The following is a 16,620-nucleotide window of genomic DNA, read 5'->3' on the forward strand; positions in this document are numbered from 1 at the left end:
TTATTTTTCCTCCTTAACTATTGCTTGTTTTGGACAAACTTGTGAACATACTCCACATCCTACACACTGATTTCTATCTATATTTGATAATTTATTCTCTTTATCAAATGATAGAGCTGGACATCCAGTTTTCAAACATAATTTACATCCTATACATTTATCATGGTCAACCTTACACTTAGTTTTAAATGGATTATTAAACTCTTCTATATCTTCTTTAGAGAATTTTTTAAGTACACATGGCCATCTTGTTATTATTACTGATGGTTCATCTTCTATCGCTAAAGCCCAATCTAGTGCTTCATTTACTTCTTTTAAATTGTTAGGGTCTATAACTCTTACATGTTCTATTCCACAAGCTTTAACTAATCCTTCTATATCAACTTCTTTAGTTTTAGCACCTTGTAAAGTATATCCTGAACCTGGGTTTTCTTGGTGACCTGTCATTCCAGTTATTCTATTGTCTAATATAACTGATATAGAATTACCTCTATTGTAAACTACATCTAAAAGTCCATTTATTCCTGTATGGAAGAATGTTGAATCTCCAAGTACACCTACTAATCTTTTTTCATTACCATCCTTCATATTAAGAACTTTTTGAGCTCCATGTGCAGTTCCAAAAGCCGAACCCATACAAACAACATAATCTATTCCATTATATGGAGGAGCAAATCCAAGAGTATAACATCCTATATCTCCACCAACTATTAAATTTTTTCTCTTTCCAAGCTCATAGAAGAATCCTCTATGTGGACATCCTGCACAGAAACTTGGTGGTCTTGGTGTTACTAATTCAGATTTGTATTCTATAGTATCATTTGTTTTTCCAAATATAGCTTTTCTTAAAACATCTGGTGTCATTTCTCCATATGGAGGTATTACATCTTTTCCAATACAATCTATTCCATACGCTTTTATTTGTTCTTCTATAAATGGGTCATTTTCTTCTATAACATATATTTTATCAACTTTATCTGCAAATTCTTTTATTTTTTCATAAGGTAGTGGATTTGTAAATCCTAACTTCATATATGATGCATTTTTTCCAAAGACTTCTTTAGCAAAATTACAACACATACCTGAAGCTATAACACCTATTTTTGTATCATTTATCTCATAGTAGTTTAAATCAGTTTCATTTGAGAATTTTTTAAGAGTTTCCATTCTCTCTTCAACAACGCCTCTTCTTATTTGAGCATTTGCTGGAACAGTTACCATCTTCTTAGCATTTTTAACATACTCTTTAATTTCAACTTCTTCTCTATCATAGCATTCTACTAATCCTTTTGAATGACAGAGTCTTGTTGTAACTCTATATAAAACTGGTGTATCATATTTTTCACTAACTTCAAAAGCTTCTTTTATCATATCTTTAGCTTCTTGGCTAGTTGATGGTTCAAATAAAGGTATCTTTGCAAATTTTGCATACATCCTATTGTCTTGCTCGTTTTGAGATGAATGCATTCCCGGTTCATCTGCTGTAATAAGTACCATACCACCATTTACGCCTGTATATGCATAAGTAAATATTGGATCAGCTGCAACATTCACACCAACATGTTTCATAGAAGCCATTGTTCTTGCTCCTGCAATTGAACCCCCTATAGCAGCCTCAAGTGCTACCTTTTCGTTTGGAGCCCACTCTGCAACTATCGCATCTTTATATGTTGCTATATTTTCTAGTATTTCTGTACTTGGAGTCCCTGGATATGCAGATGCATATTTAACACCAGCCTCATAAGCTCCACGTGCAATTGCTTCATTACCTGTCATCAATTGTTTCATATAAAATTCCCTCCATCTACAATTATTAAATTCATAGTCCACCCAATTTGTTCAATGAAATTAATTATTTATTTTTACTTCTAAACTATCAAGCGCTTCTTTTATAATACTTGGGGCTTTCTTACATTTTTCTTCTGAAACTGCACAAACTGCAAATCTTATGCCCATTTTTAATGGAACTGCAAATAGATTATGTTTAGTCAATTCTTCACATACTTCTCTTGGATTATCACATGGTATACTTACAAAGAATCCTGCTATATATGGAAGAATTTCTAAGCCCACTCTTTCAGCTTCTTTTACAAATACATCTGCTCTTCTAGTAAGCATCTTTTTGTATAATTCTTTTTCATCTTCATATTCTTTGAATTTTTTAGGGTCATTTACAATGTTAGATAATACTGCCATAGCACTTCTATTACAATTTGACCAGTTTGCTCTACATGAATGAACACATGAATAATGGAATTCTTCAGCTACATCTTCACTTGAAGATATACAAATTATAGCCCCCATCCTCATACCATAAGCTGTAAATCCTTTTGACATACTGAACCCAACCAATACAAGAACGTTTTCAGGAAGATTAGAAAACTTTTTAAAAAACTTTCTACAGACATCATCATCACCTGCAAAGTCAATATATGCTGAATCTATGAAAAATATTATCTTTTTATCTTTATCTTTTGCAACTTCTTTTGATAAGTCTAATATTTTATCCCATTCATCATCTGCAACACTATATCCAGTTGGATTGTGAGCTGGTGTGTTTATAATTGTAAAAACTCTATCTTGTTTTTGAGCTATATTTACAAAATTTTCTTTGAATGACTCAAAATTAAACTTTCTATTTTCATCAAACAGCTGGTAATTAACTACTTTTCTATTAGCTTCTTCAGCTATACTTACATATGGACTCCAGAACCAATCAGATGTTAAGACCTCATCTCCTTCATTAGTATAGTTCCATACAGCTAATTTTATTGCACCACTTCCTCCTGGTGAAGCTAATACTCTTATATGTCCTTCTGGTAAGTAATCTCTGAAAAATACTTTTTTAACTGCTTCTAAGTACTCTGGTTGACCTTCAAGAGCCGCATATGCACCTATCTCACAGTTATCTAATGCTTTATATTCTTCATATACAGTTTTCATTGTTATTAATTTTCCTGAATCATCCATTAGAGCACCTATTGTTGCATTTATTACATTATCCATACCTAAAGTCTTCTCTACTGCTTGAGCTCTACCAGATATGCTAAATATAACATCATTTTCTTTTGGCCATATTGCATGCTTGCCAACCATACTTTGACTCATACCATCACCCCTAAAATTGTATTTACTCTTTCATTATATATCAAGCAATTACCATGCCAATAAAGTTTACTTTATGTAAAACTGATTTTGTTTAGAATTCTGATTTTTTTCATTATTAAATTAAGTATTTTTGTTGTTTTTCTTATAAATATATATGCTTGTCTAAAAAAACAAAAATTTGCAAAAAAATAACGTTAATTTTTCTTAACACTTGTTTAAAAAAATTAACATTACTTTCAAAATAATCTATATGTAGTTATATCTAAATATTTTTGTTGTATTTTTTCCATAAAGATGTCCTACTTATTCCAAGAACTTGTGCAACTTCATTTTTAGAAAGTCCCTGAGCAAAAAGCATGCTTATTATTTTTTCTTCAACATACTTATTTACTTCTTTTATATCTATACTTACCTTACCATCATTTATCTTACTTATATCTATAGACTCATCTTGGACTTCTACACTTGCTGTCGTTTCAGAATTAAATTTGTCTATCTCAGAACTAGGAAGTACTTTTTTAGTTTTAAAAATTCTATCTTGTCTTAATTTAATTTTACCTGTCACAACATATTTTTGAGCTATTGTCTTTAGCTCTCTTACATTTCCAGGCCAACTATAATTATATAGTTTATCCATTTCATCTTTAGTCAAAACAAAATTTTCATCTATGCTGTTTATTCCATTAAGACCATCATCCTTTAATACTTCATTTACAAAATTTTTAAACAAAGGTATTATATCTTCTCTTCTATCTCTTAGGGGAGGAATATTTATTTCCAAACTACTCAACCTATAAAATAAATCTGCTCTAAATGTACCCATAACTATTTTTTCAGTCAAAGATTCATTCGTTGCTGCAATAATTCTTATATCTAAAGGTATTATATAATCAGAACCAATTCTCATTATTTGGCGTTCTTCTATTACTCTTAATAGTTTTGTCTGAATATTAAAAGATAGACTATTTATTTCATCTAAAAAAAGTGTCCCTCCATGAGCAAGTTCAAACAACCCTCTTTTTCCACCTTTTCTAGCACCAGTAAATGCACCTTCTTCATATCCAAAAAGTTCACTTTCAAGCAAGTTCTCTGCTATAGTAGCACAGTTTATGGCAACAAAAGGTCTGTCTTTTCTTTTACTTATATTGTGTATACTATGGGCTATAATTTCTTTACCAGACCCACTTTCTCCATAGAGTAAAGTTGTATAGTCGCTTTTTCCAATTTTCTTAGCTTCTTCAATAAACTCTTTAGTTAATTTATCTTTAAATAAAAAATCATCAAAAGTATATCTAGCATAGAGACCTTTTTGATTTAAATCAAATCTTATTTTTCTTTCTAAGTTTTGTAGCTTAGTTATATCTTGTATTATTCCTAAAACCCCGTAAGTACTATTATCAACTTTTATCAATGTCGTTCTAGTATTAACAATTAAGTTATTTATATTTCTTATCTTTCTATCTTCTACATCCTCTTTTTCATGTAAACAATCTAACATCCACTCCATTTTTGGGAACACATCTAATATGTATTTATTGAGTGCACATTTTCTCTCTACTTTAAGCATATTTTTTGCACTTTCATTGTACAAAATTATACTACCATTACTATCTATCGCAATTACTCCATCTTTTATACCATCGAGTATATTTCGCAACACTTCATTATTAAATTTTTCTTCACCTAATGTATCCAATAATTTCTTACAATACTCAACAGCTTCTCTTATAGATTCATCACTAGCAGTTGCAAATACACTATCAATGCCATATTGTCTTGCAAAAGAACAAGCTAGACCTCCACCTACGATTACAACTTCATCTTTTTGGTCTATATATTTTACAACTTTACTTCTTATCTCATACTTAGATTCAAACCATTCTTCAGTTATTTCAGTACTTATAACATTTCTCCAGCCAACATAATCAAAAGAAACTTCGTTATCCCCAAGAATTAATACTACTTTTTTAGAATACTGTTTTGCTAATTCTATTGCCCTTAAGAGGTCAGTTGATTTCATATTCATTGGTATAACAGGTACATTTACTGTATCTATTACTAGACTATAACCTCCACCTCTACCAATTATAGCTTGAGCACCTTTTTCAACAAGTATACGTCCTTGATTTTCCATTAAGTCTAGATTAAGTATGTCAATTATTATAGTTCCATTTTCTACATCTTCTCTATATAATTCTTCTATTCTCTCTTTTAATTCAATATCAGAGGCTATAATTCCTATTTTTTTTCGCAACAAAATCACCTCAATTTTAAATTATAGTATCTCTATCATAGATTGCTCTACATTCTGGACATTACCATTTTCTTATACCTAGGTTATTTACTACTGGATTTTTATAACCACACTCTGAACATAACTGACTAGATGCAAGATTCTTATCTTACACTATAACTTCTCTACCATACTATTTGGTTTTATATTCTAACATTCTTCTAAACTCAGACCAACTTACTTCACTTATAGCTTTCTCTAGCTTATGATTTTTCACCATATATTATTTATCTCTAAATCTACAATAACTATAACTTGGTTTTCGCTTATTAGTTTAATTGATAACTTGTAACTCGCCTCCGACTTACATTATCTCACAAATTTAGTAATTTTCCATACTATTTTTGAAAAAAGTCCATGTCTCAATTTAGAGATTTCTCTTAAATTAAGACATACTTTATACTAAACTATACAATTTTCTATCTGAACTATATAATCCTGACAATTCTCACAAATTATCACACTTACAATATAACTATTATCAACCTTATTTGCCCTTGATAATTTATTAAAAGATAATCCTTTATAATCAATAGATATATTACTTATTACGTATTCTCCATCTTTACTGAAAATATAAAAATGATATTCTAAAAATGGAAAGAATTTTTTCTTTTCTTTTACTCCTTCTAAACACAGTGGACATGCTTCTTGATAATATTCTATATCAAAATCAACTTCTTCTGCTTCATTAAGTATATCAATTATTTTTGAAATACTTACTCCTTGAACTGGATTTTCTTCATCATTTATTAAAGCGCTACAATTATCCTCTTTTAATAAATATTCCTTATCATTATATATAAATTTGTATAAACTCATATTATATCCTCCTTATAATTATTAATCCCCAAGTTATTCTACCACTTAAACAAACTTAATAAAAGTAATTGTTTATAATCTTTCCAATTAATTAAGTCATATATACAAATATTGCTATACATCTAACTTAATTCTTTTAAAATCCAAGTTTACGTTTTAAGCATCCAGTTTCCCAAAACCTATTGTCAAAACTTAATTTAACTATTAATATAAGGATATAAATATAGAACTGTATAGATGTGACACACTTAACTATTTAATATGATACAATTTAGTATCTAAATTTATATATTGTATATAGGGGGAGATATATATGTATAAAGATAAGAGTGATGAATGTATGCACCTAATGACTGCATACATTGATAGTCTAAGTGGATATTATTCATTTATTGACACACAGCTAGAGGATTTTATGGTTAGATATGGAGAAAATATTGTTGATTCAAATTTACACAGCATAATGAAGTTACTCTGTAAGTGGGGATTATCCTAGCATTTTAAGAAACTTTTTTGTATATTGTATTCCATATTATTTATTCATTAATAAAAAAGATTGACATAAACTTAAAGGCTATATATAGAATTCTCTAAAAATCTATATATGGCCTTTTTAAATTTTCTCAAAATGTATACTTAAATAAATTAATTTTTTCTAAAATTTACCTATCTCATATGCTATAATTTAAGTATCTACAAGAATAAAAATATCTAATATGTATTATCTAGTTTAACTCATCATAATATCACCTCTACATTTACAATTAAGATATTTTCATCATAGTAATACTCAAATTTAATATTATGAAAAGGAGAGTTTTTATATGAATTATAATGACCTGCTAAAATCAGCCAGAGAAAACTTTAATGGAACATGCAAAGTATGTAAAATTTGTAATGGATTAGCTTGTGCTGGAAATGTTCCTGGTATGGGTGGTAAAGGAAGTGGCTCATCTTTTATTGAGAATAGAAAGAGTCTAGAAAAAATAAAGATAAATATGAGAGTAATACATAATGTTTCAAATCCAGATACATCTATAGAATTGTTTGGTAAAAAAATGAGTTCTCCTATATTCGCTGCACCCATATCAGGTACTATATTAAATATGGGCGGTAAAGTTTCTGAAAAAGAATACATAGAACCTGTTGTTAGAGGTTGCTCCAATTCTGGAATTTATGCCATGGTTGGTGATACTAATGTAGATACTTTTTTATTGGATAATTTAGATGTATTAAAAGATAATGGTGGAGATGGGATTGTATTTATAAAGCCTTGGAAAAATTCAAAGATAATAGAAAAGATTAAATTGTCTGAAAAAGCAGGTGCTTTTGCAGTTGGTGTAGACCTTGATGCTTGTGGATTAATCAACAAACAGCATCAAGAAAATCCTTTTTCTCCTAAGACAATTGATGAAATTGGAGAATTGGTTGAGTCTACTAGATTACCTTTTATTATAAAAGGAATTATGACTGTAGATGATGCTTTGATGGCTGTAGAATCTGGTGCCAGTGCTATTATAGTTTCAAATCATGGTGGAAGAGTGCTTGATTATACTCCTGGTACTTGTGATGTACTTCCAGATATAGCTAAGGCTGTAAAGGGAAAGATAACAATACTTGTTGACGGTGGTGTTAGAACTGGTGTTGATGTAGTTAAGATGCTTGGTTTAGGTGCTGATGCTGTTTTGATAGGGAGACCTTTTGTTACTGCTTCTTTTGGTGGTGGTATTGATGGTGTGGAGTTTTTTATAGATAAGATTAGAAATGAGTTGTATGAGACTATGATTTTGACTGGTTGTCAAGAGGTTAAGGATATTGATAGTAGGGTTATATGGAAATGATTGTAAAACAATTTTATAAGATTTATATTTAAATATTATATCATTTCATATGAATCTGAAAATATTTATGTTTATTCTTTAGATAAAAATTTATTTTTGAAGTGATGATTAAGTATTTATTAATAAGGCTATAGCATAAAAAGCATAGCCTTATTTCCGTATTTTTCCATTTTTACAAAAATTATTACTCCTTCAAAAAATTTCTTAATTTTTTGAAATATTTATTTTTATCTTTATGAATTTAGAATTAAATTTCTTTCTTCAAAATAAGTACTTAAAGTATCTAAAATTTGAGTCCAATTTCTAATCTTTTGAGTCCATTTTTCAGTTATACAAAGAATCATTTGAGGAGTACATTAAAATATGTTGCTATTTCATTCCAATTACTTCGCTAGCTTCTTAATGTTGTTATATATTTATTATCCTATTTTCCTACAAAATCTAATTTAACGTTTTTGTTTCTATATCCATTTCTAGAGTTTTTAGTATTTTTATTCTTATCATCATATCTATCATAACCTAAGTGATTATCAAACTACACTTCTAACATTTAGTGAATTATAATTGCAAATAAATCTTTTAACATATATTGAACATCTGTACTTGTTTTGACAATATATTTTTTAATAATTCTTTTTAATATTTAGTTTTTAATAAATATAAAAAGTGTACACCTGCCTTTATATAGTGATATTTAATATTTTAATTATCACTATTTTTTTAGAAGAATACACATTCTATTTAAAAAAAAGAAATAATAAACTTATAAGTTTATTATTTCTTTTTTTCTATTTATGGAATTCTATTTCCTGCAGCTTCCCAAGTTTGTTTTCCTACGATTCCATCTCTTGTTAAACCAAGTTTACCTTGTAATGTTTTAACTGCATTATATGTATTATTTCCAAATTGGCTATCAGGCTCAATATTAACACCTGCTAGATTCCTACATAAAATTTGAACCAAATGCACTGGATTACCTGATGTAACATACCCATAACCTACAGTAACACTTGTACTTACAGTATAATTTTTATTTCCACCTACAACTTTAAAATATCCCCCACTTTTAGAATACGAAACATCAAACCAAGTTCTAGCATCTATATACTCATCTAAATCATAAGTGCTTATATTATCATCAGGTACAAAAATTATGTTATCTGGAGAAGGTTTTATATTAAATTCTTCACAACTCTTTTCATATCCTTTCTTAACTTCCTCTGGTGCATTTTGATAAGTAAATTCATACCCTGATACTGTAAATGATTTTTCATCAGATTTTTTATTTGATACATTTACATAGTTAGAATTTTTATTATCCACATTTGCAAATACAGTATTACTAAATGCTAATGTTAGACAAGATGTAATTACTAAAATTTTTGTTATTCTTTTCAATGTTTTACTCCTCCTTGATACTTTTTGTAAAAATATTATATATAAATATTTATTTTTAAACTTAATAGTCTTGATACATACGTGTACGACCTGATAAGCCATCTTCTTTAAGATCTGCTTTTGTATTATTGAGAATTCCTATTGTTCTCAAAGTATTAGAATTATCAAAGCTAATTTTTTCAAAATTAAAATAAGTTACTAAAGATATACAAGTCAAGGTAAATGCTATTATAATACCACTTTTACCCTTCTTTTTAACAATACTCTCAAGTCTCTTTTCTAAGTTTGTCTTATTAAACTCTGTTGTCAAAATACTACCATTATAATTCTTACTTAACTTAATTGACTTTATAAGTGCTAATGCATATTCTTTTTTCTCTTTCAAAGAACAGTTATTTAAAACACTTTCATCACAACATAATTCACAATCTAGATTTACTCTATTGCTCATTATATAGACAAATGGATTAAACCAATATATTATTTTTACAAACAAAATTAGAAATTTTATTAGAATATCCTTGTTTTTAAAATGCATTAATTCATGTCTTAAAACCCAACTTAATTCATCCTTACTATAAGAATAATCTGGTAAAAATATGTATGACTTAAATAATCCCATACCTGCTGGACTTGTCAATTCATCAGAACCTCTTAATTTAATTCTATTCCTTATATTTAGTTCTTTCACCAAACTTCTATAGATACAATTTATATCATCATCTTCAATATCATAAGATACGTCAACAACAAAGTTCTTAAATTTTGTATATTTTATGAATGTATAAACTGCAATTAGTATAGTTATAAATATCCATAAATAAGTTAGATATAGCATAAAGTTATTATTCATAGGAATAATTTTTATAATATTATTTCCTACTAAATTACTTTTAGATTTTTTTCCCTCATATAATATTGTATAATTAAACATAAAAAATAACATTCTAAAAATTATTATCAACCAAATATAATAATTAAACTTCTTACTAAAATTCTTAAAGAAAAATTTTGTTAAAAATAATAACAGACAAATACCAATACTACATATAATAGTTGTTTGTATAAGATTTTCAAATATATATAACATATAATTATCTTTCTCCTAGATTATTAAAATAGATTTTTGAAAAATCTAGCTTATTTTTATCTATATTGTTCTATTCATTTTAATACCAAAATTAAACTTTTTAAAGGATCTTTATATATAGTACTTTAAAAATACTTTTTCTTAGAGTCTAAATGTTCCTTTTATTTTATCAACATCATATAATATGTATATTTATATAAATTTTAAATATATAAGAGTATTTTTACTAATATTAATCATAGTTATTAAGTATAAATATTTATTTTTAAACTTAATAGTCTTGATACATACGTGTACGACCTGACAAACCATCTCCTTTAAGATCTGCTTTTGTATTATTGAAAATCCCTATTGTTCTCAAAGTATTGGAATTATCAAAACTAATTTTTTCAAAATTAAAATAAGTTGCTAAAGACACACAAATCAAAGTAAATGCTATTATAATACCACTTTTACCCTTCTTTTTAACAATACTCTCAAGTCTCTTTTCTAAGTTTGTCTTATTAAATTCTGTAGTTAAAACCCCACTATGATAATTCTTACTTAACTTAATTGACTTTATAAGTGCTAATGCATATTCTTTTTTATCTCTTAGAGAACAATCAGCTAAAACACTTTCATCACAACATAATTCACAATCTAGATTTACTTTACTGCTCATTATATAAACAAGTGGATTAAAGCAATATATTATTTTCACAGACAACACTAAAAACTTTATTAGAATATCTTTGTTTTTAAAATGCATCAATTCATGTTTTAAAATCCAAGTTAACTCATCCTTACTATAAGGATAATCTGGTAAAAATATGTATGACTTAAATAATCCCATACCTGCTGGGCTTATCAATTCATCAGAACCTCTTAGCTCAATTTTCTTTTTTATGTTTAATTCTTCTAATAAATTTTTATAGAGATAGTTTACATCATTATCCTCAATATCATAAGATACATCAACAACAAGATTTTTAAACCTTGTATACTTTATAAATGTATAAACTGCAATAACTATTGCTACAAATACCCATAAATAAGCTACATATAGCATAAGATTATTATCTTTAGGAATATCAATTTGTGTAATACTATTTCCTACTGTATTTCTGTTATTCTTCTTTACTTCATAAGTTACAGTATAATTAAATAGAAAAAGTAACATTCTAAAGACTATTACCAACCAAATATAATAATTGAATCTCTTACTAAACTTTTTAAACACATATCTTTTCAAAAATAATAATAGACAAATACCAATACTACATATAATAGTTGTCTGTATAAGATTTTCAAAGATATATATCATACAATTATTCATCCTTCAAATTTTCAAAATAACTTTCTAAAAAGTTCAGCGTGTCTTTACCTATGTTTTCATCATCATGTAATGCTACAATTAAGCTTTTCAAAGAGTCATCATGTATATTAGTTAGGAAATCCTTTGTCTCAAAACTTAAATATTCTTTGTGTTTTATAACTATTGTGTAATGTGTATATCTGTCTATTTTTTGAGCATCTAAAAATCCTCTTTTTACTAGTCTCGATAAAAGTGTCAGTGTAGTAGTTTGTTTCCAGCCATATTTTTTTCCCATAGCTTCAATAACCTCTTTTGATGTCACTGTAGCATCTACTCTCCAAATGAATTTCATTACTTTTAGTTCTGCTTGTGGTATTTTCTTTATCATCATTTGCACCTCCCTCAAAACTTTTACTATCTTAATTCTACAACATGTGAATTTCATAGTCAAACACTTTATGAAAAAAATGTGAATTTTTGTATTTTTTGTTAATTTTCTAATTTATTAAAATACTAAAAGTTAGATTTTAAAATATATTTGCTTAAATATTCTACTTTTTATATATTTAGTTATAATAGTGTAGAATGTTATTTTCGCACAAGGGATATTATAATACTTTTTTTTAAAATAAACTAGGGCAATATATAATAAATTTTAATAATCTCCTTATTTTCACTTTACCTTAATTAAAATATCTATTTTATATTGATTATTTACAAACATATCTAAATTAACTATAATTGACATGGCATAGCTCCTAAATAGTTAAATCATTATCCTCTAAAAAAAGAACATAATAAAAATCCCTTAAAATACATTTATTATTTTAAAGGCTTTTATTATATTCTAGATTTTTATTTTCTTTAATAGGATATAATGTCTATAAATCATTTTAAACTTATAGCTTTCTTTCCCTTACAACATCAAATCTCACCATATTCATAATTAGTCATATCAATACTTAATTGTTTCTTGCTTTTAAATGTTTTTAATATTACACAATTCCTTTGAAATTTCTTCAAATGAACCAAGCTTTTTCTTAAACTTTCCATCATTTATTCTTTCAACAATTATTTTATCTTGAGATAATTTGTAAACAATACTTTTTATCTTATCAATAGAATCCTCATCATCATTATATCCTTTGATAATCGTTATACCTAAAATAAATTTTCCCATCCTCAATATAAATATCTTTATAACTAAAATAACCCATTACAAACATCATCCCCAAATTAATTTATTGATACTTCTCTATTGTCAATATCTAAAATTGAAATTTTACATCTCCCACCTAGTTTTTCTTGAACTATTTTAGCTAATTCATTTAAAGCATTTTCAAATTCTTTAAATCTACTTTCATCTACTAATTCAATACATAAAAAGGCATTGTTAGTATTTTCAGTAAGCATAGTTCTCACTGCTTCACGCCAATTCCAACATCTACAAATTGCTCCAGCATCATCTTTATAAACTATCTCTCCTTCATATGGAGATGAATTTTCATCTGTCCCTAGTGGAATAAATTCCTCATTGCCAATTGCTCTAGTTAGCCTAATATCTCCTATAAATTTATCTATATCTTCTCCTCCACAAGGTAATGCATATTTTAATGAGATAAAATTGTAGATATCCACTAAGGGGTTAATAGTTCCTATATGATTTCCATTATGGACTCTTTTTAATAATGCCTCAATAGACGACCTTGCTCCTTTTTTCGTTTTAAATTTTTTAAATGCTTCTCTCCATACTTTAATCACTTGGTTGTTGCTAAATTCTGAATTCTCCAAGTGTTTTAATGCTTCTTCTTCTCCCTGCAAAATTATTTTCTTATAGTCTTCATCTTTTATAAAGTTATCTATATCATGACAGATAACAACCCCAATCTTTGCACTAGGAAATAGATTCCAAAACGCATCCTCAACAACAAATTTTTTCATTAGAAAACCTCCTCAAATTTAAAATATGTAAAAATAAAAAAGCCTATAGAAATATTATTAAATATCTCCCAGGCTTTTATCCTTCCGTGTACACAATAATTGTGCGTTTTCTCTTGGACCTGACCATTATAAAATGCGGAACCCTAGAAAACTAAACTATATGTTTTTTAATTGATAAAATACAAATAAATTTTATCATAATATAGTATTTAAAACAAGACTCTATTATCCAATTTATATATTAAAACAATTTGCCACCAGATTGTAATTACGGTGTCAAATGGGTGACAAATCACCTATTTTGTTACATCTCTAGCTATTCAATCTATTGAAAACACTGTATTCTTTACATTTTTAATCAATTTCAGATTTAAATGGAGTGTCATCAGCTTTTGCTATTCTATACTCCTTATCAGTTATATAACCAAGCTCATGCATCTTATACAATACAATCACCTGTCTCTTCTTAGCCTCTCCATGGTCAATATACCTTGCAGGGTTATTTGTCATACCAGCCAACATAGCGCATTCAGCTAGATTTAATTCACTAACTTTTTTACCAAAGTAGACTTCAGCTCCCTTTGCAGCTCCATATGCATTTTTGCCTAGATACATATTATTTAAATAAGCTTCAAGAATTTCATCCTTAGTCATAATCTTATTCATCTGCTTAGCATTATACATATCTCTTATTTTTCGTTTCATATTTTTATCATCACTAGTAAGCAGGTTCTTTGAAACTTGCATATCTATAGTACTTCCACCTTGCGTTGTATCTGTAAACACATTATTTAGTACTGACCTAACTAGAGAAATAGCATCTACTCCTTTATGCTTATAAAATCTCTCATCCTCTATAGAAACTATTGCGTGCTTTAAATCATTTGGCATTTGCTTTATACTTACAACCTCACTACTTATATATTTAGACCTAATTAATTTTTTAGTAATTTCAGGTGAACCTTTTATAGCTGAAACTGTAAATATTGCACCTATCACTGAAAATACAATCAGTGCAACTAGCATAATAGATAACAATGCTCTAACTATTTTAATCCTTTTTTGTTTTTTTCTTTTTTTACTTTTTAATTTTGTCTCTCTTTCTTTATACTCGCCTCTTCTTCTTTCTCTTTGCTTATAATCTGTATTTAAAGGTCTTACATTATCTCTTGTAAAACTATCTCTATCTCTTTTTATAAGATTCTGTGAATCTACTTTTTCACTTATTCTTTTGCTAGAACTTGTCTTATAATGTTTAGATTTTTTATTACTATCTTTACTGTTGCTGACTTTTTTACGTCTTATTTTATTATTATCATCATCGTTGTAATAACCCATTTTAGTCTCCCTTCCTCATATAAGGTACATTATACATTGTTCTACAAAATAAATCAAAGAACAAAATTGTAAGCTTAAGGGTCAAATTTTATAAAACATATTTTCACTAATTTTCTCTATATTTATGATTAATATTCATCTTTTATTTTCAAAAATAGTTTTGCAGTTGCTAAAGTATCACTGTCAGCTCTATGAGCATTTATATTCTCTATATTGTAATAAGCACAAGCTGTTTCAAGCTTCTTATTTTTTCCTTTATAACTTTTACACTTTTTTAATAACTCTAGCGTACATATATAATTGTTTATTGGTTCTAAATCTAATGTTCTAAGATAGTAATTTAAAAACTTTAAATCAAATTTCGCATTGTGTGCAATTATAGTTCTATTACCTATGTATTTTCTAAATCTAGGTAAAACTAATTCTAAAGGTTCTTCATTTTCTACCATTTCATTGCTTATATGTGTCAATTCTGTTATAAATGAAGAAATTATTCCTTTAGGTTTTATCAACCTTGAATAGTTTTTTACAATTTGTTCATTTTTTATTTCTGTTATTCCTATTTCTATTATTTCACAACCTTTATATGGATCTAATCCTGTAGTTTCTAAATCCACAACTACATATTCTTTCATATCTCTTCTCCTTATTATCAAATGGATATATTTATATTCTATATTTATGTAATAGACTAATCAATACTTAATTTTATATGATATAGAAAGATTTTACAAATTACAACATAGATATATTCTATATTCCGCCATAAATAAAGATTTTTTATTATAATGACTAAATTTTTGCTTTATTGTTATTTAATCTATTTTGATAAACCTTGCTTATTTTATTATTATTTAAATCTTTAAAATCCAAACTTTTACACTGTTCATCATCTTCCCATATTCCTGCCTGTTTATTTCCATCATTTTTGTATAATACACCCTTCCCATTTTTCTTATTATCTAAAAAATAGCCCTTATAAATATCATTATTGGGATACGTTAATTTCCCCAAACCATTTTTTAATCCATATTTAAATTCACCTGTATATATTGAACCATCTCTATAAGTATATTTTCCTATTCCATGCATCTTATCATCTTTCCACAAGCCTTCATACTTTTCCTTACTTGAAAAAATATATATCCCAAATCCATTTTTCTTCCCATCAACAAATTCACCTTTATATAAATCGCCATTATCATATTTAAATACTTTTTCTTCTTTTAATTTCTTATTGCTACTCTTATTTTTATTATTATTGTTGTTATTTATATGTATTTCTTCTCTTCTAGCTTCAATCAAATCTCTATCATATCTAAATCCTTTTTTTGATTTAATTTTTTGATTAACCTTCTTCTTATTAATAAATACTCTAACTAGCTGAGTAAATATAAATATAGATGATAAGCATATAAATACACATAGTATTGTTCTAAAATAACTAGTTATATTTTGCATAAAAAATCACCCTTTAAAAAATTTATTTAAGATA

15 protein-coding genes are annotated in these 16,620 nt (G+C 27.1%); 2 read left to right on the plus strand and 13 right to left on the minus strand.

Annotated elements, in window-relative coordinates:
• The 4 genes from iorA to JJC02_11535 all read right to left on the minus strand — a co-directional run bounded on the left by iorA (position 1) and on the right by JJC02_11535 (position 6,223).
• Positions 1-1,788, minus strand: coding sequence for an indolepyruvate ferredoxin oxidoreductase subunit alpha (gene iorA, locus JJC02_11520; protein UDN53532.1), 1,788 nt, complete (start codon positions 1,786-1,788; stop codon positions 1-3).
• A gap of 60 nt (positions 1,789-1,848) precedes the next feature.
• Positions 1,849-3,108: an aminotransferase class I/II-fold pyridoxal phosphate-dependent enzyme gene (locus JJC02_11525; protein ID UDN53533.1), complete on the minus strand. Its 1,260-nt coding sequence runs from the start codon at positions 3,106-3,108 to the stop codon at positions 1,849-1,851.
• 262 nt (positions 3,109-3,370) lie between these two features.
• Positions 3,371-5,371 (minus strand): sigma 54-interacting transcriptional regulator, encoded by a 2,001-nt coding sequence (locus JJC02_11530; protein ID UDN53534.1) that lies wholly within the window; start codon positions 5,369-5,371, stop codon positions 3,371-3,373.
• A 432-nt stretch (positions 5,372-5,803) separates the two neighbouring features.
• Positions 5,804-6,223 (minus strand): DUF3785 domain-containing protein, encoded by a 420-nt coding sequence (locus tag JJC02_11535; protein ID UDN53535.1) that lies wholly within the window; start codon positions 6,221-6,223, stop codon positions 5,804-5,806.
• Positions 6,224-6,536: 313 nt separating this feature from the next.
• On the opposite strand from JJC02_11535, the gene JJC02_11540 reads away from it, so the two are divergent.
• Together JJC02_11540 and JJC02_11545 are read left to right on the plus strand one after the other, a co-directional pair.
• Positions 6,537-6,719: a hypothetical protein gene (locus tag JJC02_11540; protein ID UDN53536.1), complete on the plus strand. Its 183-nt coding sequence runs from the start codon at positions 6,537-6,539 to the stop codon at positions 6,717-6,719.
• Between the two features lie 328 nt (positions 6,720-7,047).
• Positions 7,048-8,064, plus strand: a complete 1,017-nt coding sequence (locus tag JJC02_11545; protein UDN53537.1) for an alpha-hydroxy-acid oxidizing protein — start codon at positions 7,048-7,050, stop codon at positions 8,062-8,064.
• Between the two features lie 792 nt (positions 8,065-8,856).
• On the opposite strand, the gene JJC02_11550 is transcribed toward JJC02_11545, so the two are convergent.
• The 9 genes from JJC02_11550 to JJC02_11590 all read right to left on the minus strand — a co-directional run bounded on the left by JJC02_11550 (position 8,857) and on the right by JJC02_11590 (position 16,586).
• Positions 8,857-9,033, minus strand: coding sequence for a peptidoglycan-binding protein (locus tag JJC02_11550; protein UDN56420.1), 177 nt, complete (start codon positions 9,031-9,033; stop codon positions 8,857-8,859).
• A 490-nt stretch (positions 9,034-9,523) separates the two neighbouring features.
• The gene (locus tag JJC02_11555) at positions 9,524-10,552 is read right to left on the minus strand and encodes a M56 family metallopeptidase (GenBank protein UDN53538.1); all 1,029 of its coding nucleotides are present in this window, start codon (positions 10,550-10,552) and stop codon (positions 9,524-9,526) included.
• Between the two features lie 271 nt (positions 10,553-10,823).
• Positions 10,824-11,867 carry a protease gene (locus JJC02_11560; GenBank protein UDN53539.1) on the minus strand — a complete coding sequence of 348 codons (1,044 nt, stop codon included), beginning with the start codon at positions 11,865-11,867 and terminating at the stop codon, positions 10,824-10,826.
• Positions 11,860-12,237, minus strand: a complete 378-nt coding sequence (locus JJC02_11565; protein ID UDN53540.1) for a BlaI/MecI/CopY family transcriptional regulator — start codon at positions 12,235-12,237, stop codon at positions 11,860-11,862. The genes JJC02_11560 and JJC02_11565 overlap by 8 nt, the downstream gene beginning before the upstream one ends.
• Before the next feature lie 588 nt (positions 12,238-12,825).
• Entirely contained in the window at positions 12,826-13,026 is a 201-nt protein-coding gene (locus tag JJC02_11570; protein UDN53541.1) for a hypothetical protein, read from the minus strand.
• A gap of 56 nt (positions 13,027-13,082) precedes the next feature.
• Positions 13,083-13,787 (minus strand): B3/4 domain-containing protein, encoded by a 705-nt coding sequence (locus tag JJC02_11575; GenBank protein ID UDN53542.1) that lies wholly within the window; start codon positions 13,785-13,787, stop codon positions 13,083-13,085.
• A gap of 354 nt (positions 13,788-14,141) precedes the next feature.
• Positions 14,142-15,125 (minus strand): transglycosylase domain-containing protein, encoded by a 984-nt coding sequence (locus tag JJC02_11580; GenBank protein UDN53543.1) that lies wholly within the window; start codon positions 15,123-15,125, stop codon positions 14,142-14,144.
• 128 nt (positions 15,126-15,253) lie between these two features.
• Positions 15,254-15,760 (minus strand): 3'-5' exonuclease, encoded by a 507-nt coding sequence (locus tag JJC02_11585; GenBank protein UDN53544.1) that lies wholly within the window; start codon positions 15,758-15,760, stop codon positions 15,254-15,256.
• A gap of 157 nt (positions 15,761-15,917) precedes the next feature.
• Positions 15,918-16,586, minus strand: a complete 669-nt coding sequence (locus tag JJC02_11590; protein ID UDN53545.1) for a hypothetical protein — start codon at positions 16,584-16,586, stop codon at positions 15,918-15,920.
• Positions 16,587-16,620 lie beyond the last annotated feature (34 nt).

Source organism: Clostridioides sp. ES-S-0054-01 (assembly GCA_021561035.1).
Taxonomy (GTDB): Bacteria; Bacillota; Clostridia; order Peptostreptococcales; family Peptostreptococcaceae; genus Clostridioides.

Excerpts from the sequence above, each read along its gene's own strand:
- JJC02_11585 (UDN53544.1), bottom strand. The coding sequence starts at position 15,760 with ATGAAAGAATATGTAGTTGTGGATTTAGAAACTACAGGATTAGATCCA.
- JJC02_11560 (UDN53539.1), bottom strand. The coding sequence starts at position 11,867 with ATGAATAATTGTATGATATATATCTTTGAAAATCTTATACAGACAACT.
- JJC02_11545 (UDN53537.1), top strand. The coding sequence starts at position 7,048 with ATGAATTATAATGACCTGCTAAAATCAGCCAGAGAAAACTTTAATGGA.
- JJC02_11555 (UDN53538.1), bottom strand. The coding sequence starts at position 10,552 with ATGTTATATATATTTGAAAATCTTATACAAACAACTATTATATGTAGT.
- JJC02_11590 (UDN53545.1), bottom strand. The coding sequence starts at position 16,586 with ATGCAAAATATAACTAGTTATTTTAGAACAATACTATGTGTATTTATA.
- iorA (UDN53532.1), bottom strand. The coding sequence starts at position 1,788 with ATGAAACAATTGATGACAGGTAATGAAGCAATTGCACGTGGAGCTTAT.
- JJC02_11580 (UDN53543.1), bottom strand. The coding sequence starts at position 15,125 with ATGGGTTATTACAACGATGATGATAATAATAAAATAAGACGTAAAAAA.
- JJC02_11535 (UDN53535.1), bottom strand. The coding sequence starts at position 6,223 with ATGAGTTTATACAAATTTATATATAATGATAAGGAATATTTATTAAAA.
- JJC02_11570 (UDN53541.1), bottom strand. The coding sequence starts at position 13,026 with ATGGGAAAATTTATTTTAGGTATAACGATTATCAAAGGATATAATGAT.
- JJC02_11565 (UDN53540.1), bottom strand. The coding sequence starts at position 12,237 with ATGATGATAAAGAAAATACCACAAGCAGAACTAAAAGTAATGAAATTC.
- JJC02_11540 (UDN53536.1), top strand. The coding sequence starts at position 6,537 with ATGTATAAAGATAAGAGTGATGAATGTATGCACCTAATGACTGCATAC.
- JJC02_11575 (UDN53542.1), bottom strand. The coding sequence starts at position 13,787 with ATGAAAAAATTTGTTGTTGAGGATGCGTTTTGGAATCTATTTCCTAGT.
- JJC02_11525 (UDN53533.1), bottom strand. The coding sequence starts at position 3,108 with ATGAGTCAAAGTATGGTTGGCAAGCATGCAATATGGCCAAAAGAAAAT.